The organism is Micromonospora sp. H33, from assembly GCF_052068455.1.
Lineage (GTDB): Bacteria > Actinomycetota > Actinomycetes > Mycobacteriales > Micromonosporaceae > Micromonospora.
In genome coordinates this window covers 456,222-477,355 of sequence record NZ_JBQHDE010000002.1, presented here as the reverse complement: position 1 = coordinate 477,355, position 21,134 = coordinate 456,222, and the positions used below count along the sequence as shown (strand labels likewise).

Sequence of the window (21,134 nt, the reverse complement as noted above, 5' to 3'; positions counted from 1 at the left end):
CGCGGTCAGCGGACGGGGTGGCCCGCCCCGCGCAGCGCGTCCTTGACCTGCGCGACGGTCAGCTCGCCGAAGTGGAAGACGCTCGCGGCGAGCACCGCGTCCGCGCCGGCGCCGATCGCCGGCGGGAAGTGCGCGACCTCGCCCGCGCCGCCGCTCGCGACCACCGGCACGTCGACCACCTGCCGCACCGCGCGGATCAGGTCGAGGTCGAAGCCGGCCTTGGTGCCGTCGGCGTCCATCGAGTTGAGCAGGATCTCGCCCGCGCCCAGCTCGGCGCCCCGCCGCGCCCACTCCACCGCGTCCATCCCGGTGCCGCGCCGGCCGCCGTGGGTGGTGACCTCGAACCCGCTGGGCGTGGTGCCGGCCGGGGCACGGCGCACGTCGAGGGAGAGCACCAGCACCTGCCGGCCGAAGCGGTCGGCGATCTCGGCGATCAGCTCCGGGCGGGCGATGGCGGCGGTGTTCACGCCGACCTTGTCCGCACCGGCGCGCAGGAGGGTGTCGACGTCAGCGACCTGCCGTACCCCGCCGCCGACGGTCAGCGGGATGAAGACCGACTCGGCCGTGCGCCGGACCACGTCCAGCATCGTGCCGCGGTCGCTGGAGGAGGCGGTGACGTCGAGGAAGGTCAACTCGTCGGCGCCGGCGCGGTCGTACGCCGCGGCCAGCTCCACCGGGTCGCCGGCGTCCCGCAGGTCGAGGAAGTTGACGCCCTTGACGACCCGTCCGGCGTCCACGTCCAGACAGGGGATGACCCGTACCGCCACCGTCATGCCGCGAGCCTATCCAACGCGCTCCCGCCGGTGGCCGGCGTGTGAGGCCGACCACCGGCGGGCTGCGTCCTGTTAATAAGGGGCCCCTGCTCTACCGCAGGCGTTAAGAAGGGGCCCTTCCTTACAGCCGCACGAGCATCTTGCCCAGGTTCTCGCCGCGGAGCAGGCCGAGGAAGGCCGCCGGGGCGTTCTCGATGCCGTCGACGACGGTTTCGTCGTACGCGAGCTTCCCATCCCGCAGCCAGCCGGCGACCTCCCGCACGAACTGCTCGCGCAGGTGGCCGTGGTCGCCGACGAGGAAGCCGCGCAGGGTGAGCCGCTTGCCGATGAGCAGCGCCAGGTTGCGCGGCGCGGCCGGCGGCTCGGTGGCGTTGTACTGCGCGATCATGCCGCAGATGGCGGCCCGGCCGTGCAGGCGCATCGCGCCGATGGCGGCCTCCAGGTGCTCACCGCCGACGTTGTCGAAGTAGACGTCGATGCCGTCCGGGGCCGCCGCGCGCAGCTGCTCCCGCACCGGGCCGTCGTGGTAGTCGAAGGCGGCGTCGAAGCCGAGGGCCTTCAGCCGGTCGACCTTCGCCGGGGACCCGGCGCTGCCGACCACCCGGGCGGCGCCCTTGAGCTTGGCGATCTGCCCGACCATGCTGCCCACCGCACCGGCCGCGCCAGAGACGAACACGGTCTCCCCCGGCTTCATCGCCGCCACGTCGAGCAGACCGGCGTACGCGGTGAGCCCGGTCATGCCGAGCACGCCCAGGTACGCCGTGACCGGGGCCAGGTCCGGGTCGACCTTGCGGGCGGCCTTGGCGTCGAGCAGCGCGTACTCCCGCCAGCCGAGCCCGTGCAGCACGGTGTCGCCGGGCGCGAACCCGTCGGCCTCGCTGGCCACCACCTCGCCGACCGCCCCGCCGTCGAGCGGCGCGTCCAGGGCGAACGGCGCCACGTACGACTTGACGTCGTTCATCCGCCCGCGCATGTACGGGTCGACGGACAGGTACGTGTTGCGGACCACGAGCTGGCCCGGCCCCGGGGTCGGGACGTCGGTGGTGACGAGTCGGAAGGTGTCCTCGGTCGGCCACCCCTCGGGGCGGGAGGCCAGGTGGATCTCACGGTTGGTGGTCACGGGTGTCCCTTCGTCGTACGCGGGCGGGGGCGTCGCGGCGTCACGCCGCCAGCGCCTCGCGGACGCGCAGCGCCACGTCGACGTTCCCGCGGGTCGCGTTCGAGTACGGGCAGACCTGGTGGGCCTGTGCGACCAGCTGCTCGGCGGCCTCCCGCGGCACGGCCGGAAGGTCGACCACGAGGGCCACGGTCAGCCCGAAGCCGCCGCTGCCGTTCGGCCCGATGCCGACCTCCGCCTCGACCACCGAGCCGGTGACGTCGGCCTTCGCCCGACGACCGACCAGCCGCAGCGCCGAGTGGAAGCAGGCCGCGTAGCCGGCGGCGAACAGCTGCTCCGGGTTGGCGGCGTCGCCCGACCCGCCCATCTCCTTGGGCACGGCGAGGTCCAGCTCGACGGTGCCGTCGGTGGTGCGGACGTGGCCGTCGCGGCCGTCGCCGGTGGCCGTGGCGTGGGCGGTGTAGAGCACCTGCATGGTCGTCACTGCTCCTTCTGTCGGTGGATCGTCTCGGTGACCCGGGTGAGGGTGTCGCGCAGCGCGACGAGGTCGTCGGCGGTCAGCCCGGTGGCGCGGGCCACCCGCTCCGGCACGTCGGCCATGCGTTCGCGCAGGGCCCGCCCCTGCGCGGTCAGCTCGACCACCACCCGCCGCTCGTCGGCCGCGGACCGCCGCCGGACCACCAGCCCCGCCCCCTCCAGCCGCTTGAGCAGCGGGGAGAGCGTGCCGGAGTCGAGGTGCAGCCGCTCGCCGAGCGCGGAGACCGTGGGCGCCTCGTCGTGCTCCCACAGGACCAGCAGCACCAGGTACTGCGGGTAGGTCAGGCCGAACCCGTCGAGGATGGGCCGGTACACGTCGGTCACGGCGCGCGACGCGGCGTAGAGCGCGAAGCACACCTGCCGCCGCAGCACCAGATCATCGGTCACCGGACGACCGTAGCGCACAATTCAGTTGTGCGCAATCGAGTCGTGCCCTTCCGACGGTGCGCTCCTGGTCAGGCGGTGGCCAGGGCCTCCAGCGCCTGGGCCACGGTGAACGCGCCGGCGTAGAGCGCCTTACCGGCGATCACGCCCTCCACCCCGACCGGCTCCAGCACCGCGAGGGCCCGCAGGTCGTCCAGGGTGGACACACCGCCGGAGGCGATCACCGGGGCGTCGGTGCGGGCGCAGACCTCCCGCAGCAGGTCCAGGTTCGGCCCGCGCATCGTGCCGTCCTTGGTGATGTCGGTGACGACGTACCGCGACGCGCCGGCCTTGTCGAGGCGCTCCAGCACCTCCCACAGGTCACCGCCGTCCCGCGTCCAGCCCCGGGCCGACAGGGTACGGCCGCGCACGTCCAGCCCGATCGCGACGCGGTCGCCGTACTCGCCGCAGACCCGGTCGCACCACTCGGGATCCTCCAGGGCGGCGGTGCCGATGTTCACCCGGGCGGCCCCGGTGGCGAGCGCGGCGCGCAGCGACGCGTCGTCCCGGATGCCGCCGGAGAGCTCCACCTTCACGTCGAGCCGGCGCACCACGTCGGCGAGCAGGCCGGCGTTGGAGCCCCGGCCGAAGGCGGCGTCGAGGTCCACCAGGTGGATCCACTCGGCACCGTCACGCTGCCAGGCGAGCGCGGCCTCCAGTGGATCACCGTAGGTCGTCTCGCTGCCGGCGGCGCCCTGCACGAGGCGTACGGCCTGGCCGTCGGCGACGTCGACGGCGGGCAACAGGGTGAGGCTCACGTCTCTCTCCTCGGATCAGGTACGTCGGTCCAGGGCGATCACCACGATCGCCGGCAGTACGAGCAGCAGCAGGGCGACCAGGGCGAGCCGCAGCGCCAGATCGTCCACCAGGGACCAGATCAGCAGGATCGCCGCCCCGGTCAGCACCACGATCCCGGCACGCTCCCGCCGGGAGTGCCGGGGCAGCCGGCCGGTCCGCCCCCGGCGCAGCGTCGGCGTCAACCGGCGGGCCAGCGCCCGCCGGCGGACCCGGCGGGCCAGCCGCCGTTCCCGGGCCACCCGCTGCCGCGCCGCCTCCGCCTCGCGCACGGCCCGGCGCCGCGCCCGCTCCTTGCTCACCGGATATCCTCGGTGGCGCTCACCGGCTCAGTCACCGGTGGGCAGCGTGGCGAGCCAGTTGCGCAGCAGCCCGGCACCGGTGTCGGCGGACTTCTCCGGGTGGAACTGGGCGGCGGAGAGCGGGCCGCGCTCCACGGCCGCCACGAAGTCCGTCTCGTGGTAGGCGGTGGTGACCGCGGCGCCGGCGGCGGCGAGCCCGGCCACGTCGCTCACGGCGTACGAGTGGACGAAGTAGAACCGGCTGTCGTCGGGCAGGCCGGCGAAGAGCACCGAGCCGGCCGGCGGGCGCACCGTGTTCCACCCCATGTGCGGCAGTCGCCGGGCGGGCAGCCTCGTCACCCCGCCGGGCAGCAGCCCGAGGCCCTTCGTCACGACGCCGTGCTCGTCGCCGTGCTCGAAGAGCACCTGCATGCCGACGCAGATGCCGAGCACCGGCCGGCCGGCGGCGACCCGCCCGGCGATGACCGGGCCGGCGCCGAGCGCCTCGATCCCCGCCATGCAGGCGGCGAACGCGCCCACGCCGGGTACCACCAGGCCGTCCGCGTCGGCGGCGGCGGCCAGGTCGTCGGTGACGGTCACGTCCGCGCCCGCGGCCTCGAGCGCCCGTTCCGCCGACCGCAGGTTGCCCGAGCCGTAGTCGAGTACGACGACGCGACTCATGTCGCCGCCTCCGTCCGGTCGGCGCCGCCACGAGGCTCCACGACGCGGTGCCCGATGATTCGCTCGCTGCGCTCGCTCATGAACCCTCCCCCGGAAGCAGCCACAGCCCGCCGGCCACGGCGGCCAGCACGGCCAACAGTGCGGTGACCACCACGGCTCCGCGCGGGGCCCCCTGCCGGTGCAGCGACAGCACCCCACCGGCCAGCACCCCGGCCAGGACCAGCAACAGGATCGGCAGCAGGCTCCCCATCACAGGGCGCCCTTCGTGCTCGGCACCACGCCGGCCGACCGCGGGTCGATCGCGGTCGCCTCGCGCAGCGCCCGGGAGACCGCCTTGAACTGGGCCTCCACCACGTGGTGGGCGTCCGGGTGACCGCCGGGACGGGCGGCCCGCAGCACGTCCACGTGCAGGGTGATCCGGGCGGACTGCCCGAAGGACTCCCAGATGTGCCGGGTCATGCTGGTCGGGTAGACCGGCCCGATGTACGGGGCGAGCGCCGGCTCGTCGTGCACCACGTACGGCCGGCCGGACAGGTCGACGGCGGCGCGGACCAGCACCTCGTCCATCGGCACGGTGGCCGAGCCGTACCGCCGGATGCCGGCCTTGTCCCCCAGCGCCTGGTCGAACGCCGCGCCCAGGGCCAGCGCGGTGTCCTCCATGGTGTGGTGGGCGTCGATCTCCAGGTCGCCGACGGTCTGCACGGTCAGGTCGAAGCCGCCGTGCCGGGCGATCTGGTTCAGCATGTGGTCGTAGAAGCCGACACCGGTGCTGATCTCGGCCTGGCCCGTGCCGTCGAGGTCGATCTCGACGAGGACCTTCGTCTCCTTGGTGACCCGCTCGATCCGGGCGGTCCGGCTCATCAGATTCGCTCCATCGCTGAAAGGAAGGCGTCGGTCTCGGCGGGGGTGCCGGCGGTGACCCGCAGCCAGCCCGGCAGCCCGACGTCGCGGACCAGCACGCCGGCCTCGAGCAGGGCGCGCCAGGCGACGGCCTGGTCGCCGCCGGTCTCGAACAGCACGAAGTTGGCGTCGCTGTCGGCCACCCGGTAACCGCGGGCGCGCAGCTCGGCCACGATCCGGTCGCGCTGCTCCATGATCGCGGCGACGGTGCCGAGCAGGGCGTCGCGGTGCGCCAGCGCCGCGCGGGCGGCGGCCTGCGTGAGCGCCGACAGGTGGTACGGCAGGCGGACGAGCTGCACCGCCGCCACCACCGCCGGATCGGCGGCGAGGTAGCCCAGGCGCCCGCCGGCGAACCCGAACGCCTTGCTCATCGTGCGGGTCACCACCAGCCGGGGATGCCCGGGCAGCACCGCGAGCGCGCTCACCGTGCCGGGGCGGGCGAACTCCGCGTACGCCTCGTCGACCACGACCATGCCCGGCGCCGCGTCGAGCACGGCCGCGACCACGGCCGGGTCGAGGGCCGTCCCGGTGGGGTTGTTCGGCGAGCAGAGGAACACCACGTCCGGGCGGTGCTCCCGGACCTGCGTCACCGCCTCGTCGGCGGTCAGGCCGAAGTCGGCACCGCGCCGGGCGGGCACCCACCGGGTGCCGGTGCCCAGCGCCAGCAGCGGGTGCATCGAGTACGCGGGCGTGAAGCCGAGCGCGCTGCGCCCCGGCCCGCCGAAGGCCTGGAGCAGCTGCTGCTGGATCTCGTTGGAGCCGTTGGCCGCCCACACGTGGTCGACGGTGAGCCCGTGCCCCAGGTACGCCGCCAGGTCGGCGCGCAGCGCCACCGCGTCCCGGTCCGGGTAGCGGTTGAGGTCGCGCAGCTCGACGGCGAGCGCCTTGGCGATGGCGTCCACCACCGGCTCGGGCACCGGGTACGAGTTCTCGTTGGTGTTCAGCCGGACCGGCACGTCCAGCTGCGGCGCCCCGTACGGGGACCGGCCGCGCAGGTCGTCCCGGATCGGCAGGTCGTCCAGGCTGGTCACGACACGTCCCCCGGGAAGCGCGCGCTGACCGCCTGGCCGTGCGCCGGCAGGTCCTCGACGGTGGCCAGGGTGACCACGTGCGGAGCCACCTCGCGCAGCGCGTCCCGCGTGTACTCCACAAGGTGGATGCCGCGCAGGAAGGACTGCACCGACAGGCCGGACGAGTGCCGGGCGCAGCCGCCGGTGGGCAGTACGTGGTTGGAGCCGGCGCAGTAGTCGCCGAGTGACACCGGCGACCAGGCGCCGACGAAGATCGCGCCGGCGTTGCGGACCCGCAGCGCCCACTCGCGGGCGTTCTCGGTCTGGATCTCCAGGTGCTCGGCCGCGTACGCGTCGACCACCCGCAGCCCCGCCTCGAGGTCGTCGACGAGCACGATGCCGCTCTGCTCGCCGGACAGCGCCGTGGTGACCCGCTCGACGTGCTTGGTCGCCGGGACCTGGCGGGCCAGCTCCCGCTCGACCGCGTCGGCCAGCTCGGTCGACGGCGTGACCAGCACGCTCGCCGCGAGGGGGTCGTGCTCCGCCTGGCTGACCAGGTCGGCGGCGACGTGCGCCGGGTCGGCGGTGTCGTCGGCCAGGATGGCGATCTCGGTCGGGCCGGCCTCGGCGTCGATGCCGACGACGCCGCGCAGCAGCCGCTTGGCGGCGGTGACCCAGATGTTGCCCGGCCCGGTGATCATGTCGACCGGGTCGCAGAAGATGGTGCCGGCGGGGTCGACCGCCGCGCCGTACGCGAGCATCGCCACGGCCTGCGCGCCGCCGACCGCGTAGACCTCGTCCACCCCCAGCAGGGCGCAGGCGGCGAGCACGCGCGGGTCGGGCAGGCCCCCGTTGTCCTTCTGCGGCGGGCTGACCACGACCAGCGAGCGCACCCCGGCGGCCTGGGCGGGCACCACGTTCATCACCACGGTCGACGGGTACATCGCGAGGCCGCCGGGGACGTACAGGCCCACCCGGTCGACCGGCACCCAGCGCTCGGTGACCGTGCCACCGGGCACGACGTGCGTGGTGTGGTCGGTGCGGCGCTGGTCGGCGTGCACCCTCCGGGCCCGCGTGATCGACTCCAGCAGCGCGGCGCGCACCTGCGGGTCGAGCGTCCCCTCGGCCTCGGCGATCGCCTCGGCGGGCACGCGCAGCACCTCCGGGGAGACGCCGTCGAACCGCTCGCTGGCCTCCCGGATCGCCGGGTAGCCATGCTCGCGCACCGCCTCCACGAGGGGGCGGATCCGCTCGACGGCCACGGACACGTCGAGCTGGGCACGGGGCAACAGGCGGCGCGGGTCACGGACGGCGCCGCGCAGGTCGATCCGGTTCAGCACCCTTGTGAGTCTAGGCGGACACTTCCGGCACCGACCGGCACCGCCCGCACGGCGGGACGGTGAGCCGGGACACGCCGCCGGGACGGGATCCGGCTACGCTCGACGCGTGACTGCGCGGCTGCCGGTGTTTCCGCTCGGAACCGTCCTCTTTCCCGGTCTGGTGCTGCCGCTGCACATCTTCGAGGAGCGCTACCGGGCCCTCGTCCGCCACCTGGTCGATCTTCCCGACGGGTCGCCGCGCGAGTTCGGTGTGGTGGCGATCCGGGCCGGCTGGGAGGTCGCCCCGAAGGCGCCGGACGGGCGCCCGCTGCCCGGGGTCGGCGAGGTCACGCTGCACGACGTGGGCTGCACGGCCGAGCTGCGGCAGGTGACCGAGCTGCCGGACGGCGGCTTCGACATCGTCACCGTGGGCCGGCGGCGGTTCCGGGTGGGCGAGGTCGACCGGGCCGGCGCGCCCTTCCTGACCGCCGAGGTCGAGTGGCTGCCCGAGCCGGAGGCCCCGGACGAGGCCGCCGACCTGCTCGCCGCACGCGTGATCGCGGTGTTCCGGCAGTACCTGGGCCTGATCCGCGCCGACCCGGAGGAGATCTCCGAGCAGCTCCCGGAGGACCCGACCGTCCTGTCGCACCTGGTCGCCGCGACCGCCGCGCTGACCGTCGCCGACCGGCAGCGGCTGCTCGCGATCGACGACACCGCCGCCCGGCTCCGCGCCGAGCTGCGGCTGCTCAACCGCGAGGCGGCTCTGCTGCGCCAGGTGCGGGCGGTGCCGGTGCCGCTGGGGGAGCTGGCGTCGCCGCCGATCCCCAACTGACGCCGGGCACCGGCTCGGGGTGCAGCGACGCCCACCGGGACCAGCCGGCCAGCAGGGTGTACGCGACGGCGGCGCCGAACGCGGGCAGCAGCACGTTGCCGTACGGCACCGGGAGCACGCCCAGCACCCACTCGATCCCGCCGGCCCGCAGGTCCGCCGGCTTGCCGAAGGCCCGCCCCTCCGGGGCGGTGTCCAGCAGTCGCTCGTAGGTGGCGAGCCCCACCCGACGGCCCACCTGCCAGGCGGACAGCGCCGCACCGAGCGAGCCGAGCACCGCGGCGACCAGCCCGACCGGCCCCCGGGCGCGGCGCAGCACGAACCAGAGCGCGACCGCCACCAGGACGCCGAACGCGAGGCCGAGCAGGCTGAACCACCCGTCGGCGGCGATCGGCTGCTCCGGCTGCGTCTCGCCGTAGACGGCGCCCGCCGCGGTCTTCACCACCGGGGTGTCGGGCGCGAGCGTGGCCCAGAGCAACCCGAGCGGCGCGCCGAGCACCGTCAGGCCGAGCGCCGCCGCCACGGTCCGCGCGATCCGCGGCCGACGCGGCTCCTGCGCCACCGGGGGCGGACCGCCGTACCAGGTCGCCGGGTACACCGGACCGGCCGGCACGTCGGAGGGCGCCACCGGCGGGCCACCGGCCGGGGCGGGCCCCTCCGGCGCGACCGGTGTCGTCGGGTCACCGGCGGGTAGGTGCCCCTCCGGCGCGACCGGTGTCGTCGGGTCACCGGCGTGCGGGCGCTCCCGCGGCGGGACGGGTGTCGGAGGGTCGGCGTGCGGCGCCACGGCCGCGGGCCGCGGCTCGGGGCGGTCGGGGTCCGGGGTGTCCGCGCTCACGCCGTGATCCTCTCAGGCGGTGCGCCGCGACGGTGGACGAGACCTCACTCGACAGCATCTCAGCGGGCGAACGGCCCCAGCATCACGGCGGCGGCACTCAGCCACGCCTCCCGGGTCGCCGGCTGGAGCTGGTGGTACTCGATCGACGAACCGCTCTCCAGCGCCGGGTCGTACGGCACCACGGTCACCGCCCGGGTCCGGGTGGCGAAGTGGCGCTCCAGGTCGGCCTGGAGATCAGTGCGACCCGGGGTCGGGCAGGAGATCAGCGTCACCGCGTTGTCGGCCAGCTCGCCCATGCCGACCTCGTGCAGCAGGTCGAGCATCCAGTCCGCGCTGAACGCCGCGTCCTCCCGGGGCACCGTGGTGACCACCAGCTGGTCGGCGGCCTGCATGACGGTGCGCCAGTTGGCGCTCTCCACGTTGTTGCCGGTGTCCACGCAGATCACGTCGTGGGTACGCCGGAGCAGCTCCAGCACCCGACGGACGATGAACTGGTCGAGCCGCTGGGCGAACCGGGGGCTCTCCTCGCCGGCCAGCACGTCGTACGAACCGTCCGAGGCGTGCCGCAGGTAGTCGTCCAGCTGGTCGAGCAGCTCCGGCCCGTCCTTGATCTCGATGTGCGCGAGGTCGCTGACCAGGTGCCGGATGGTGCGCGCGTGCCGGGCGCTGCCGGCGCGCAGCCCCAGCGTGCCGCGCAACTCGTTGTCGTCCCAGGCCAGCACGCCACGACCGCGGACACTGCCGACCGTCGCCGCCGCCAGCACGGTCGCCGTGGTCTTGTGCACGCCGCCCTTCGGGTTGGCGAACGCGAGCACCCGGGGAGCGCCCAGGTCGCGCCGGAGCACCGACGCGGCCCGATCCCGTTCGCTCTCCACCGTCTGCGGCCGCCACTCCACCCGGGCGTAGCCCCGGTCGGCGGCCGGCGGGGCGTACGTGGGCTCGGGCTGGTAGCCGTTCTCCGGCGGCGTGTACCGGGGCTCGACGACCGGGGCGTGCCGGTAACCGTTGTCGAGCAGGGCGTACCGCGACTGGGCCGCCGGGGGCGGCTCGGGTTCGGTGTAGCGCGGCTCCGGCGGCGTCCGGTACGCCGGATCGGCCCGGTACGCCGGATCGGCACGGTACGCCGGATCGGCACGGTACGTCGGCTCCACCCGGTAGGCCGCCTCGGCACGGTAGCCCGTGTCGCCCCGCGGGTCCGCGTCGTACCGCGACGGTTCCGCGCCGTAGGGCGGGGGCTCGGCGCCGTACGACAACTCGGCGGGGTGCCCGACGGCCGGCACCCGGGCGGCGTACCCGTTGCCGGCGGCGCGCCGGGGCAGCGGCTCAGGCGCCGGGAAGTCGTCCGGCCCGTCCGGCTCGCCCTGCTCCGCGGCGCGGCCACCCAGCCGCGCCCGGTCGAGCAGCGCCCGCCACCGCGGTGCCGGTTCGGCCGGCCGTCCCCAGCCGGTCTCGCTGCCCTCCACGGCTCGCCCTCCCGACGCCATCCTGCCCCGCCTGACAGGCTACGAACGAAACCCTATTCGGGCCACACCGGTCCGCGCACCGGCGGGCCTACCCACTGTCAGGAAGTGGGCTCCGGCGACCGGCTGTCGGCGGAGTTCGCCGAGGTCACCGGCGACTGGGGACCGGCCGGCGACGAGGGCGGGGCCGACGGAACGGGTGACGAAATAGTCACCTGGGGTACCGGGACGGAGGTCGCACCGCCGGGTGCGGGCGTGGCGGGAGCGGTCGGGACCGGATCGGCCGTCGATGCGGCGGGCGTGGGCAGGGCCCCGTCCGCCGGCGGACTCGCCACCTCCTCCTGTTCCGGCAACGGCGGCGTGAAGACGGTGCGGTCGAGTCGGCGTACCTCCGGTGCCGGGTCCACCACCCGCACCCCCGGCCGGGACGCCACGCGGCGCAGGGCGACCGGCTCCGCCCGGACCACCGCCGCGTAGACGCAGGAGCACCCGGTGCGGTACGCCGCCGCCTCCGCCGCGGCGACCTGGGCGCCGCTGGCGTACAACTCGCGCAGCTCGCGTTCCTCGGGGCCGCCGCCGGTCACCGCGGCGGCCCGCGCCCGGTAGTCGGCCGCCTCCCGGTCCTTGCGGGCGGCGACCTCGGCCATGGCGGCGACCACGTCGTCGGGCAGCCGCTGCGCGGCGATGCGGACGATCTCGGTCTGCCGGTCGGGCAGCGGCACCCGCCCGAAGACGGCGGCGACCGGCACGTCGCCGAGGACGGCGGCGGCCCGCTGCGGCGTCAGGTACGCCGAGAGGGAGACCAGCGCGTACGTGCCGTCGCCGGGCGGTGGGGCGGCGGTCGGCAGCGCCGCCAGGTCGGCGGCGGCCGCCCGGACGTAGCCCGGGATGGAGTCGCCGGCGGCCACCCCCACCCGGGTCACCTCGCCCACCGTGCGATCGCCGACCGGACGGTCGTCGGTGGCCCACACGGCGGTGAGCAGCACGGCGGCGCAGGAGAGCAGCGCCGCCGTGGGCAGCACCCGGGGCCGGGCCGGGCCCTGGCCCAGGCGGCCGACGGCGGCCAGGAGGCGGGGCAGCAGCTGCTGGTCCAGCTGGCGCAGCAGGTCACCGGCGCGCACGGGCGGGGGTCCCCCTCGTCGGGTCGTCATGGGCGTGTCTCGCAGACCGGCGAAGATCCGGGAGACCCGCCCCCAGGGCGGTCACCGCCGCGGTCAGTCCCGCAGGAGTGCCAGCGCGCGTTTCAGATCGTCAGGGTAGTCGCTGACGAAGCGCACCTCGTCCCCCGTTCGGGGGTGGCGGAACCCCAACTCCCGGGCGTGCAGCCACTGCCGGTCCAGCCCGAGCCGGGCGGCGAGGGTCGGGTCGGCGCCGTACGTGAGGTCGCCCACGCAGGGGTGGCGCAGCGTCGAGAAGTGCACCCGGATCTGGTGGGTGCGGCCCGTCTCCAGCCGCACGTCGACGAGACTCGCCGCCGGGAAGGCCTCGAGGGTGTCGTAGTGGGTGATGCTCGGCTTGCCCCCGGAGACGACCGCCCAGCGGTAGTCGTGGTGGGGATGCCGGTCGATCGGAGCGTCGACGGTGCCGCGCAGCGGGTCCAGGTGGCCCTGCACCACCGCGTGGTAGCCCTTGTCCACCTCGCGGTACTTGAACGCCCGCTTCAACACCGTGTACGCCTGCTCGCTCTTGGCCACCACCATGATCCCCGTGGTGCCGACGTCGAGCCGGTGCACGACGCCCTGCCGCTCGGCGGCGCCGCTGGTGGAGATGCGGTGGCCGATCGCGGCGAGCCCGCCGACCACGGTCGGGCCGGTCCAGCCCGGGCTGGGGTGGGCGGCGACGCCGACCGGCTTGTCCACCACGACGATGTCGTCGTCGGCGTACACCACGGTCAGGCCGGGCACGGCCTGCGGCACCACGGCGGGCGGGGCGGGCGGTGCCGGCAGCGTCACCTCCAGCCAGGACCCGGCCCGCACCTTGTGCGAGTTGGCCCGGACCGTGCCGTCCACCAGGGCGGCACCGGCGTCGACCAGGGCTGCGGCGGTCGTCCGGGAGAGCCCGAAGAGCCGGGCGACGGCCTGGTCGAGGCGCAGACCGTCCAGTCCGTCGGGCACCGGCAGCGAACGGTGGTCGCCGCCGGCGGCGAAGGCCGAGGTCATGCCCGCTCCCGCGGCTCGCCGTCGCCGGTCGCCGGGTCGGCGGCCTCGACGGGCCGGCCGTCGCGGCCGAGCCGGCTGCCGTCGCGCTGGCGGCCGGTCAGCTCGAGCAGGACCGCGAGGATGACGCCGCAGACCAGGGAGCTGTCGGCCAGGTTGAACACCGGCCAGACCCGCCCGTACGGGTCGAAGAGGCTGACCATGTCGACCACGTGGCCGACGAACCAGCCCGGCGCCCGGAAGATCCGGTCCATCAGGTTGCCCAGCGCGCCGCCCAGCACCAGGCCGAGCGAGACCGCCCAGGGCAGCGAACGCAGCCGCAGCGCCATCCAGAGGATCCAGCCGACCACGCCGATGGTGATCAGCGGGAAGATCCACGTGTGGTCGGCGCCGATGCTCCACGCCGCGCCGCTGTTGCGGGTGAGGCTGAGGTAGACCAGGCCACCGAACAGCTCGACCGGCTCGCGGTCCTCCAGTGCCCGGAGGGCGAGGTGCTTGGTGAGCAGGTCCAGGGCGAGGGCGGTCAGCCCCACGCCGAGCAGCACCGACAGGGCCCGTCGTCGCGGCGTGCGCCCGCCCCGGGTCGACGGGTCGGCGGGCCCGGCAGGCTCAGCGTCGCCGGCGGGCCGGGTGTGGCCGGCCGTCTCGGCACGGCCCGGTCCGGGGGTCGGTCCTGCGGTCATCTGCTCCCCATCGACGCTCGCGGCGGCGCCGGGGCGCCGCCTCCTCTGCGCGGCCGGGGAGCGTCGCTCAGCGCCGCTCCTCCAGCTGCTTGCACGTCACGCAGAGGGTGGCCGACGGGAACGCGGCGAGCCGCTCCACCGGGATCGGGTTGCCGCACCGCTCGCACCAGCCGTAACCACCCTCGTCGAGCCGCTCCAGCGCCCGCTCGACCTGCGTGATCCGTTCCAGGATGCTGTTGGCGAGGGAGATCTCCTGCTCCCGCTCGAACGTCTTGGTGCCGGTGTCGGCCTGGTCGTCCCCGGCCGAGTCGGTCAGCCGGTCGCGCTGCAGCTCGGTGATCTCGCTCAGCGTCTGATCGTACTCGGCGCGAAGCTCGTCGCGCCGCGCCGCCAGGGCCGCCCGGATCTTCTCGGTCTCCGCCGCGCTGCGGGTGGCCTTGGCCACCGGCTTGCGGCCGGCGGTCCTGGTGTCGGCTGGCTTCGCCATCGTCGCTCCCTCGGCCGCGGAGCCGCGGTGGGCCGCGGCACCTGGACAGGGGTCGCCGCTTTCGGCGCCCCCAGGTACGAAACGGGCGCGCCACCACAGGGCAGCGCACTCCGGAGGTTGGCAAGGATACGGAACGTACAGGCGTCCGACAACGTGCCGCTCCGGCGCCCCGCCGTTCAGCCCCGACTCATGCCATATCGGGGCAAAGGGAACGCTAGCAGATCAACCGTCCCGGTCCTCGCCGTACTCGCCAAACCACCGGGCCAGGCGGCCCTGCCGGCTGACCGCCCGCAGCCGCCGCTCCGCCTGGTCGCGCACGCCGTAGGTGGCCACGATCAGGAGGCTGTCGCCGGTCTTCAGGCGGGAGTCCGGGCCCGGTACGAAGCCGACGCCGTCGCGCAGCACGAGCGTCACCGAGGCACCGAGCGGCAACCGCAACTCGTCCACGTGCACCCCGGCCAGCCGGGAGCCGGGCGGCACCTCCACCTGGAGCAGGTCGGCCCGCATCCGCTCCAGCGGCGCCGTCTCCACCCGGATCTCCGCCGCCTCCGCGGGCGCGGTCACCCTCAGCCGGCGGGCGGCCGGGGCCAGCGTGCCGGCCTGGACCAGCGTGAAGATCACCACCAGGACGAAGACCGCGTCGAAGAGCCGGTCCGCGCCCGGCACCCGCTCCGACAGCGGGATGGTGGCCAGCACGATCGGCACCGCACCGCGCAGCCCCGCCCAGGACAGGAAGGCCTGCTCCCGAAGGCCGACGCGGAACGGCAGGGCGGACACGGCCACCGAGACCGGCCGCGCGAGCAGCACCAGCGCGAGCCCGGCGACCAGCGCGGGCAGCACCGCCGAGCCCAGCCGGCTCGGCGACACCAGGAGACCGAGCAGGACGAAGAGCCCGATCTGGGCCAGCCAGGCCAGCCCGTCGGCGAAGCCCAGGATGGCCTGGCGGTGCGGCAGCCGCGCGTTGCCGAGCAGCACGCCGGCGACGTAGACGGCGAGGAAGCCGGAGGCGTGCAACACCGAGCCGGCCGCGTACGCCAGCACGGTCAGGCCCACCGCCGCGATCGGGTAGAGCCCCGCCGAGGGCAACGCCGCCCGGCGCAGCGCCCACCGCCCACCCACGCCGGCCGCGAAGCCCACCAGGGCGCCCACGCCCAGCTCGTACGTGACCAGGCCGGCCTCGTACCACCAGGGGTGCTCGACCGTGGGCCGGGACAGGAGCACCACCAGCAGCACCGCCGGGGCGTCGTTCATGCCCGACTCGGCCTCCAGGGTGGCCACCAGCCGGGGCGGCAGCCGCAGCCGGCGCAGGGTGGCGAACACCGCCGCCGCGTCGGTCGAGGAGAGCACCGCTCCGTAGAGCAGGGCCAGCCGCCAGTCCAGCCCGAGCAGCAGGTGCACGACGAGCCCGACCACCAGGATGCTCACCACCACGCCGGCCGTGGCGAGTGCGGCGGACAGGCCCAGCACCGGCCGCAGGGTGCTCCACCGGGTGCTCAACCCGCCCTCGGCGATGATCAGGATGAGCGCGCAGAAACCGAGCGTGCGGGTCAGGTCGACGTCGTCGAAGCGGATGCCGAGCCCGGCCTCGCCGATCGCCACGCCCAGCGCCAGGTAGACGAGCAGACTGGGTACGCCGAGCCGGGTGGACAGGCGGACCGCCCCGACAGCCACGAGCAGCACCGCCGCGCCGAGCAGGAGCGCGACGTCCAGACCGGGACTCACCGGTGGCCCGCGCCGGGGGCGCTCGGGCGTGTGGCGACGTCACCACCCGGCCGCACCGGGGCTTCGACACCCACCCTCATCTGTCGCGGAGGCGGTGCAGCGCCCCGGCCAGGTCGGCGGTGGCCCCCTCGACGAGGAAGAGCTTGTCGCGGCTGGCGGCGCCGGTGCGCAGCGACACCGCGGCGGGCCGGACGCCGAGCGCGTCGGCGAGGGCCCTGCGGGCCGCCTCGGTGGCCCGCCCGTCCACCGGAGGGGCGGTCACCGCGACGACCAGGGCGGGACCGTGCGGGCCGTCGAAGCGGCCGCCGACCCGGGTACGGGCGGAGCCCGGCTTCACCCGGACGGCGACGGTGAGTGGGTCGCCGGCACGCGACGCGCCGGCCGGCGCGTCAGGCACCCGTTCCACCGCTGGTGATCCGTCCGTCCTCGGCGAGCAGGGCGGTGGCCGGCGCGCAGTGCGCGCACGGCGTGAAGCCGAGGTCGGCGGCCTCGGCGACCGGCAGCGGCTCGTACTCCCGCCCGACCAGGTGCGGGCACCCGGCGAGGTGGTACCGGGGACGACCGTCGACCACCCGCACCTCGCGGTCGAGCCGGGCCAGCCGCGCGGCGTCCGCCACCGGGACGTCCTGCGCGGCGGGCTCGTCGGCGGACGGCTCGGCCCGTGCCGACGGGTCGACCGCCGGCGGCTCGGGTGGTTGCCGCCACCCGGCGCCGCCGTCGTCGACCGTCGGAGGAACGTGCTGGACGGGGACACCCGCGTCCACGGGCGGCCCGTACGCGCCTGCGGTGACCGGGCCGGTGCGGGGCCGGACCCCTTCCGCCGTCGCCCGGGCGGCGGCCACCTGGCGGGCACCCGCGACCAGCGCGACGGCGGCCAGCAGACTGGCCGCGATGGAGATGATCAGCAGGACGCTCGAGCCGCCGGCCAGGCCGATCACCAGCAGCACCACCGCGAGGAGGATGAGCAGGAGACTGGCGACTATCACGGGTCACCCCCGCCGCGTCGTACCGATGTGGCGAGGCCGGCGACCGTCACCGGGACGGTCGCCGGCCGGTGGTCAGCGACCGGCTTCCAGGGCGCCGGAACGACCGCCGCCGTAGGAACCGGCGAGACCGGCCGCGGCGAGGCCGTTGCCACCCGCGGCCCGGCCGCTGTCGGAGCGGTTCATCTCGGCCTCCAGGCCCTGGCCGCGGCCGTCGAGGTCGCGCAGCTGGCTCTCCAGGTAGGCCTTCAGGCGGGTCCGGTACTCACGCTCGAACTGCTTGAGCTCCTCGATGTGCTTCTGCAGCGCCGTGCGCTTGGCGTCGAGGCCACCCATGGCCTCCTGGTGCCGCTGGCGGGCGTCGCGCTCGAGGGCGTCGGCCTTGGCGCGCGCCTCGCGGGTGACCTCCTCGGCCTTGGAGCGGGCCTCGGAGAGCAGCTGGTCGGCCTCACGGCGGGCGTCGGAGACGTGGTCGTCGGCGGTCCGCTGGGCCATCATCAGCACCCGCAGCGCCTGCTGCTCGCCGTCACCGCCCGGCACCACCGGGCCACCGGCGGTGCGGACCTGCTCCAGCTCCGCCTGCATCGCGCGGGCGGCCTGCTCGGCCGCGGCCTTGTCGCGCTGCACCCGGTCGAGCTGGGCCTTGACCTCGTTGAGCTCGGCGGCGAGACGGGCGTCGCCACCGGGACCGGCGGGGGCAGCGCCCCGGCCGCCGCGCTCCACCTGGGCGCGCAGTTCGTTGTTCTCCTCGATCAGACGGGCAAGCTCGCGCTCGACCTCGTCCAGGAAGGCGTCGACCTCCTCCTCGTCATACCCCCGCTTGCCGATCGGCGGCTTTTTGAAGGCGACGTTATGGACGTCGGCCGGGGTCAGCGGCATCGAAACTCCTCGGGTCAGTTGCGGCCGCGAAAGCGCGTCGGTCATCGGGCGGTCCCGATGATCAACGGCCTCAACACGAACTCCATCAGCACGAACAGGATAACCAGGAGCACAAGGGAGGCCAGGTCGATGCTCACGGTACCAATTCGCAGCGGAGGGATCACACGCCTCAACGCGCTGAGAGGGGGATCAGTGACGCTCCACACGGATTCCAGCCCCGCCGATGCCCCGCGCCCCGGCTGCCACCGCCGGCCGTACTGAAGAACGGCGCTCAACACGAATCGGGACAGAAGAAGCAGAAGGAAGACAAACAGGATCAGGTAGAGAACCTGGAGCACGATCGACAACACGACAGGAGACGTCCCTTGCGCTCGGGCGGGATCAACTGAGACTGAAGAAGCCGCCCTCAGCGATCTTGGCCTTGTCCTCCGCGGTGACCTGGACGTTGGCCGGTGAGAGCAGGAACACCCGATTGGTCACGCGCTCGATCGTACCGCGCAGCCCGAAAGCCAGACCGGCGGCGAAGTCGACCAGACGTCGGGCGTCCGCCTCGTCCATCTCGGTGAGGTTGATGATCACCGGGACCCCGTCGCGGAAGTGCTCGCCGATGGTGCGCGCCTCACGGTAGGTGGTGGGGTGCAGCGTGGTGATCTGGTACCGCTGCTCCTCGTCCGCCGTCACCGCGCGCTCGCGGGCCGTCGCCTGCGGCGCCAGGGCCAGGTTGTCGCGGGTGTGGTAGGCCAGGGCCCCGGACGTCTCGCCGCCGCCGGACCGCGTGATGGACCGGACGCTGGACCGCTCGCCCCGCTCCGGCCGCTCCGCCTCGACCCGCTCGCCGTCGCCGGACCGCGCGGCGGTCCGCTCGGTCAGCCGGCCCCGGTCACCGAGCCGCGGCCGCGGTGCCGGCGGCTCCTCGGCGTCGTCCTCGTCCTCGTCGCTGAAGTCCTCCGAGTACCGGCTCGACCGGTACCGCGAATCGCGGTAGCCACCCTTGTCGTAGCCACCGTCGTCGTAGGCCCGCTCGTCGTCCTCCTCGACCAGACCGAGCCAGACCCCCGCCTTGCGCAGCGCACCCATCCCGCGCCCTTCCCGTCCGCCGTGCGGCACGCACCCCCGTGCCGTGTCGCTTGTCGCGAGTGGATCATCTCTGCCCACCGGACCGGACCGGCAATCCCCTGGCGCACAATTCGCGTCGTGCGCCACGACCCCCGAGCCGGGGATGCCGCTCCCACCAAAACAACACCGATGTAATTTGCTTCTGGCGGTCAGGCTACCGCAGCGTGGAACGCATTCCGAGCAACGCGCTGCCCACCCGGACATGTGTCGCGCCGTACCGGATCGCCATTTCCAGGTCCCCGCTCATTCCCGCCGAGAGAACCGTCGCCTCCGGATGGTGCGCCCGGAAAGCGGCCGCCACCTCCGCGAGCCGGGCGAACGCCCGCTCCGGTTCCCAGCCCAGCGGCGCCACCGCCATCAGGCCGCCGAGCCGGAGCCCGTCCGCGCCGACCACCGCCTCCGCGACCGGGTCCAGCCCGGCGTCCGGGTCGGCGGAGCCGGGCAGCGCGCCGCCTCGGGCCGCGTCGCCGTCGATGCTGACCTGGATCAGCACGTCCAACGGCCGGTCCCGGCCGGCCGCCGACGCCGCGTCCAGCGCGCGGGCCAACCGGACACTGTCGACGGACTGCACCACGTCGGCGTACCGGACCACCGACTTCGCCTTGTTGCGCTGCAACTGGCCGATGAAGTGCCACCGGGGCGTCGCCCCGGCCGCCGCCACCTCGGCCGCCTTCCCGGACGCCTCCTGGTCGCGGTTCTCCCCCACGTCGGTGACCCCGAGCCCGACCAGCGCGACCACGTCGCCGGCCGGGTACGTCTTGGTCACCGCGATCATGGTGACCTCGCCGCGATCCCGGCCGGCGGCCGCGCAGGCGTCGGCGATCCGGGAGCGGACGCGGGCGAGGCCGGCCGCGAGTTCGGCACGCCGGTCCGGACGCACCGGGGCGGAACTGTCAGTCATCGGCAGGGCTCAGGAACCGTTCTTGAGGAAGTCGGGCACGTCGACGTCGTCGAAGAGGACCCGACGCGGCGACTGCTGCGGGGCCGGCATGGTGGCCGGCGGCGGGACCGGCGTCGCGGGCGCCGCCGGCTGGTTCTGGTTGGTCTTGCGGGCCGGCTCGGCCGCCTTGTACGAGGGCGCACCCCCGTCGAAGCCCGCCGCGATCACGGTGACCCGCACCTCGTCACCGAGGGCGTCGTCGATGACCGCGCCGAAGATGATGTTCGCGTCCGGGTGGGCCGCGTCGGTGACCAGCTGGGCGGCGTCGTTGATCTCGAACAGGCCCAGGTCGGAGCCGCCGGCGATGGAGAGCAGCACGCCGCGCGCGCCGTCCATGCTCTGCTCCAGCAGCGGGCTGGAGATGGCCGCCTCGGCCGCCTCCACCGCGCGGTTCTCGCCGCGGGCGCTGCCGATGCCCATGAGGGCGCTGCCGGCGCCACTCATGACGCTCTTGACGTCGGCGAAGTCCAGGTTGATCAGACCCGGGGTCGTGATCAGGTCGGTGATGCCCTGGACACCGGAGAGGAGCACCTGGTCGGCGGTCCGGAACGCGTCCATCATGGAGATGTTCCGGTCGCCGAGCGCGAGCAGCCGGTCGTTCGGGATCACGATCAGCGTGTCGCACTGGTTGCGCAGCTCGTCGATGCCCGACTCGGCCTGCACCTGGCGGCGCTTGCCCTCGAAGGAGAACGGCCGGGTGACCACGCCGATGGTGAGCGCGCCGAGCTTGCGGGCGATGTTCGCCACCACCGGCGCCCCGCCGGTGCCGGTGCCGCCACCCTCGCCGCAGGTCACGAAGACCATGTCGGCGCCCTTGAGCACCTCCTCGATCTCGTCGCGGTGGTCCTCGGCGGCGTTCTTGCCGACGTCCGGGTTGGCGCCGGCGCCCAGCCCACGGGTCAGCTCACGGCCGACGTCGAGCTTGACGTCGGCGTCGCTCATCAGCAGCGCCTGCGCATCGGTGTTGATCGCGATGAACTCGACGCCCTTGAGCCCAACCTCGATCATTCGGTTGACGGCGTTCACGCCGCCGCCCCCGATGCCGACGACCTTGATGACCGCCAGGTAGTTGTGCGGAGGTGTCATCTGAAGGTCCCTTCCCCCTCGAGATTGGCATGGGCCGGCCCACACGGCTTGGCCAGGCCAGCGGTCGACGAACGACTGTTCGCCAGCGGGGCTCGGGCGTAAACCCTCACCCTCTACTA

General features: G+C 74.6%; 26 protein-coding genes. 1 reads left to right on the top strand and 25 read right to left on the bottom strand.

Annotated features, from left to right (window positions below):
* Positions 1-5 precede the first annotated feature (5 nt).
* The 11 genes from hisF to hisD form a co-directional block, all read right to left on the bottom strand.
* Entirely contained in the window at positions 6-773 is a 768-nt protein-coding gene (gene hisF, locus ACTMS0_RS07815) for an imidazole glycerol phosphate synthase subunit HisF (protein WP_441154422.1), read from the bottom strand.
* 121 nt (positions 774-894) lie between these two features.
* Positions 895-1,893 (bottom strand): NADP-dependent oxidoreductase, encoded by a 999-nt coding sequence (locus ACTMS0_RS07810; protein WP_441154421.1) that lies wholly within the window; start codon positions 1,891-1,893, stop codon positions 895-897.
* Between the two features lie 40 nt (positions 1,894-1,933).
* Positions 1,934-2,365 (bottom strand): organic hydroperoxide resistance protein, encoded by a 432-nt coding sequence (locus ACTMS0_RS07805; RefSeq protein ID WP_441154683.1) that lies wholly within the window; start codon positions 2,363-2,365, stop codon positions 1,934-1,936.
* A gap of 5 nt (positions 2,366-2,370) precedes the next feature.
* Positions 2,371-2,814: a MarR family winged helix-turn-helix transcriptional regulator gene (locus tag ACTMS0_RS07800; protein ID WP_441154420.1), complete on the bottom strand. Its 444-nt coding sequence runs from the start codon at positions 2,812-2,814 to the stop codon at positions 2,371-2,373.
* Between the two features lie 68 nt (positions 2,815-2,882).
* Positions 2,883-3,608: a bifunctional 1-(5-phosphoribosyl)-5-((5-phosphoribosylamino)methylideneamino)imidazole-4-carboxamide isomerase/phosphoribosylanthranilate isomerase PriA gene (gene priA, locus ACTMS0_RS07795; protein ID WP_441154419.1), complete on the bottom strand. Its 726-nt coding sequence runs from the start codon at positions 3,606-3,608 to the stop codon at positions 2,883-2,885.
* A 15-nt stretch (positions 3,609-3,623) separates the two neighbouring features.
* Positions 3,624-3,947 (bottom strand): hypothetical protein, encoded by a 324-nt coding sequence (locus ACTMS0_RS07790; protein WP_441154418.1) that lies wholly within the window; start codon positions 3,945-3,947, stop codon positions 3,624-3,626.
* Positions 3,948-3,974: 27 nt separating this feature from the next.
* The gene (gene hisH, locus ACTMS0_RS07785) at positions 3,975-4,607 is read right to left on the bottom strand and encodes an imidazole glycerol phosphate synthase subunit HisH (RefSeq protein WP_441154417.1); all 633 of its coding nucleotides are present in this window, start codon (positions 4,605-4,607) and stop codon (positions 3,975-3,977) included.
* 76 nt (positions 4,608-4,683) lie between these two features.
* A complete protein-coding gene (locus ACTMS0_RS07780; RefSeq protein ID WP_441154416.1) occupies positions 4,684-4,857 on the bottom strand; it encodes a hypothetical protein in 174 nt (57 codons plus the stop codon).
* Positions 4,857-5,468, bottom strand: a complete 612-nt coding sequence (gene hisB / locus ACTMS0_RS07775) for an imidazoleglycerol-phosphate dehydratase HisB (RefSeq protein WP_155331129.1) — start codon at positions 5,466-5,468, stop codon at positions 4,857-4,859. Before hisB ends, ACTMS0_RS07780 begins: the two co-directional genes overlap by 1 nt.
* Positions 5,468-6,538, bottom strand: a complete 1,071-nt coding sequence (locus tag ACTMS0_RS07770) for a histidinol-phosphate transaminase (RefSeq protein ID WP_441154415.1) — start codon at positions 6,536-6,538, stop codon at positions 5,468-5,470. The genes hisB and ACTMS0_RS07770 overlap by 1 nt, the downstream gene beginning before the upstream one ends.
* Positions 6,535-7,857: a histidinol dehydrogenase gene (gene hisD / locus ACTMS0_RS07765; protein WP_441154414.1), complete on the bottom strand. Its 1,323-nt coding sequence runs from the start codon at positions 7,855-7,857 to the stop codon at positions 6,535-6,537. The genes ACTMS0_RS07770 and hisD overlap by 4 nt, the downstream gene beginning before the upstream one ends.
* Positions 7,858-7,963: 106 nt before the next feature.
* Between hisD and ACTMS0_RS07760 the strand changes: the two genes are divergently transcribed.
* Entirely contained in the window at positions 7,964-8,668 is a 705-nt protein-coding gene (locus tag ACTMS0_RS07760) for an LON peptidase substrate-binding domain-containing protein (RefSeq protein WP_441154413.1), read from the top strand.
* Here ACTMS0_RS07760 and ACTMS0_RS07755 read toward each other — a convergent pair.
* The 14 genes from ACTMS0_RS07755 to ftsZ all read right to left on the bottom strand — a co-directional run bounded on the left by ACTMS0_RS07755 (position 8,583) and on the right by ftsZ (position 21,015).
* Positions 8,583-9,503 (bottom strand): DUF2567 domain-containing protein, encoded by a 921-nt coding sequence (locus tag ACTMS0_RS07755; RefSeq protein WP_441154412.1) that lies wholly within the window; start codon positions 9,501-9,503, stop codon positions 8,583-8,585. The genes ACTMS0_RS07760 and ACTMS0_RS07755 overlap by 86 nt on opposite strands.
* Before the next feature lie 59 nt (positions 9,504-9,562).
* Positions 9,563-10,987, bottom strand: coding sequence for an AAA family ATPase (locus ACTMS0_RS07750; RefSeq protein ID WP_441154411.1), 1,425 nt, complete (start codon positions 10,985-10,987; stop codon positions 9,563-9,565).
* A gap of 77 nt (positions 10,988-11,064) precedes the next feature.
* Entirely contained in the window at positions 11,065-12,084 is a 1,020-nt protein-coding gene (locus tag ACTMS0_RS07745) for a hypothetical protein (RefSeq protein ID WP_441154410.1), read from the bottom strand.
* A 93-nt stretch (positions 12,085-12,177) separates the two neighbouring features.
* Positions 12,178-13,122, bottom strand: a complete 945-nt coding sequence (locus tag ACTMS0_RS07740; protein ID WP_441154409.1) for an RluA family pseudouridine synthase — start codon at positions 13,120-13,122, stop codon at positions 12,178-12,180.
* On the bottom strand, positions 13,119-13,802 hold the full coding sequence (lspA, locus tag ACTMS0_RS07735; protein WP_441154408.1) for a signal peptidase II: 684 nt from the start codon (positions 13,800-13,802) through the stop codon (positions 13,119-13,121). Before lspA ends, ACTMS0_RS07740 begins: the two co-directional genes overlap by 4 nt.
* A 67-nt stretch (positions 13,803-13,869) precedes the next feature.
* The gene (locus ACTMS0_RS07730; RefSeq protein ID WP_007463005.1) at positions 13,870-14,289 is read right to left on the bottom strand and encodes a TraR/DksA family transcriptional regulator; all 420 of its coding nucleotides are present in this window, start codon (positions 14,287-14,289) and stop codon (positions 13,870-13,872) included.
* A 222-nt stretch (positions 14,290-14,511) separates the two neighbouring features.
* The gene (locus tag ACTMS0_RS07725) at positions 14,512-16,011 is read right to left on the bottom strand and encodes a potassium/proton antiporter (RefSeq protein ID WP_441154407.1); all 1,500 of its coding nucleotides are present in this window, start codon (positions 16,009-16,011) and stop codon (positions 14,512-14,514) included.
* A 76-nt stretch (positions 16,012-16,087) separates the two neighbouring features.
* On the bottom strand, positions 16,088-16,408 hold the full coding sequence (locus ACTMS0_RS07720) for a DUF167 domain-containing protein (protein ID WP_441154406.1): 321 nt from the start codon (positions 16,406-16,408) through the stop codon (positions 16,088-16,090).
* Positions 16,401-16,997 (bottom strand): hypothetical protein, encoded by a 597-nt coding sequence (locus ACTMS0_RS07715; RefSeq protein WP_441154405.1) that lies wholly within the window; start codon positions 16,995-16,997, stop codon positions 16,401-16,403. The genes ACTMS0_RS07720 and ACTMS0_RS07715 overlap by 8 nt, the downstream gene beginning before the upstream one ends.
* Before the next feature lie 72 nt (positions 16,998-17,069).
* Positions 17,070-17,873: a DivIVA domain-containing protein gene (locus ACTMS0_RS07710; protein WP_441154404.1), complete on the bottom strand. Its 804-nt coding sequence runs from the start codon at positions 17,871-17,873 to the stop codon at positions 17,070-17,072.
* A gap of 41 nt (positions 17,874-17,914) precedes the next feature.
* Positions 17,915-18,223, bottom strand: coding sequence for a YggT family protein (locus ACTMS0_RS07705; protein WP_441154403.1), 309 nt, complete (start codon positions 18,221-18,223; stop codon positions 17,915-17,917).
* A gap of 31 nt (positions 18,224-18,254) precedes the next feature.
* A complete protein-coding gene (locus tag ACTMS0_RS07700) occupies positions 18,255-18,950 on the bottom strand; it encodes a cell division protein SepF (RefSeq protein WP_441154402.1) in 696 nt (231 codons plus the stop codon).
* A gap of 193 nt (positions 18,951-19,143) precedes the next feature.
* Complete coding sequence (locus tag ACTMS0_RS07695; protein ID WP_441154401.1) at positions 19,144-19,890, bottom strand: YggS family pyridoxal phosphate-dependent enzyme; 747 nt, start codon at positions 19,888-19,890, stop codon at positions 19,144-19,146.
* Positions 19,891-19,899: 9 nt separating this feature from the next.
* Positions 19,900-21,015 (bottom strand): cell division protein FtsZ, encoded by a 1,116-nt coding sequence (ftsZ, locus tag ACTMS0_RS07690; protein WP_441154400.1) that lies wholly within the window; start codon positions 21,013-21,015, stop codon positions 19,900-19,902.
* Between the last annotated feature and the right edge of the window lie 119 nt (positions 21,016-21,134).

Excerpts from the sequence above, each read along its gene's own strand:
- lspA (WP_441154408.1), bottom strand. The coding sequence starts at position 13,802 with ATGACCGCAGGACCGACCCCCGGACCGGGCCGTGCCGAGACGGCCGGC.
- hisB (WP_155331129.1), bottom strand. The coding sequence starts at position 5,468 with ATGAGCCGGACCGCCCGGATCGAGCGGGTCACCAAGGAGACGAAGGTC.
- hisH (WP_441154417.1), bottom strand. The coding sequence starts at position 4,607 with ATGAGTCGCGTCGTCGTACTCGACTACGGCTCGGGCAACCTGCGGTCG.
- ACTMS0_RS07740 (WP_441154409.1), bottom strand. The coding sequence starts at position 13,122 with ATGACCTCGGCCTTCGCCGCCGGCGGCGACCACCGTTCGCTGCCGGTG.
- hisF (WP_441154422.1), bottom strand. The coding sequence starts at position 773 with ATGACGGTGGCGGTACGGGTCATCCCCTGTCTGGACGTGGACGCCGGA.
- ACTMS0_RS07805 (WP_441154683.1), bottom strand. The coding sequence starts at position 2,365 with ATGCAGGTGCTCTACACCGCCCACGCCACGGCCACCGGCGACGGCCGC.
- ACTMS0_RS07730 (WP_007463005.1), bottom strand. The coding sequence starts at position 14,289 with ATGGCGAAGCCAGCCGACACCAGGACCGCCGGCCGCAAGCCGGTGGCC.
- ACTMS0_RS07710 (WP_441154404.1), bottom strand. The coding sequence starts at position 17,873 with ATGCCGCTGACCCCGGCCGACGTCCATAACGTCGCCTTCAAAAAGCCG.
- ACTMS0_RS07750 (WP_441154411.1), bottom strand. The coding sequence starts at position 10,987 with ATGGCGTCGGGAGGGCGAGCCGTGGAGGGCAGCGAGACCGGCTGGGGA.
- ACTMS0_RS07700 (WP_441154402.1), bottom strand. The coding sequence starts at position 18,950 with ATGGGTGCGCTGCGCAAGGCGGGGGTCTGGCTCGGTCTGGTCGAGGAG.
- ftsZ (WP_441154400.1), bottom strand. The coding sequence starts at position 21,015 with ATGACACCTCCGCACAACTACCTGGCGGTCATCAAGGTCGTCGGCATC.
- ACTMS0_RS07780 (WP_441154416.1), bottom strand. The coding sequence starts at position 4,857 with ATGGGGAGCCTGCTGCCGATCCTGTTGCTGGTCCTGGCCGGGGTGCTG.
- ACTMS0_RS07695 (WP_441154401.1), bottom strand. The coding sequence starts at position 19,890 with ATGACTGACAGTTCCGCCCCGGTGCGTCCGGACCGGCGTGCCGAACTC.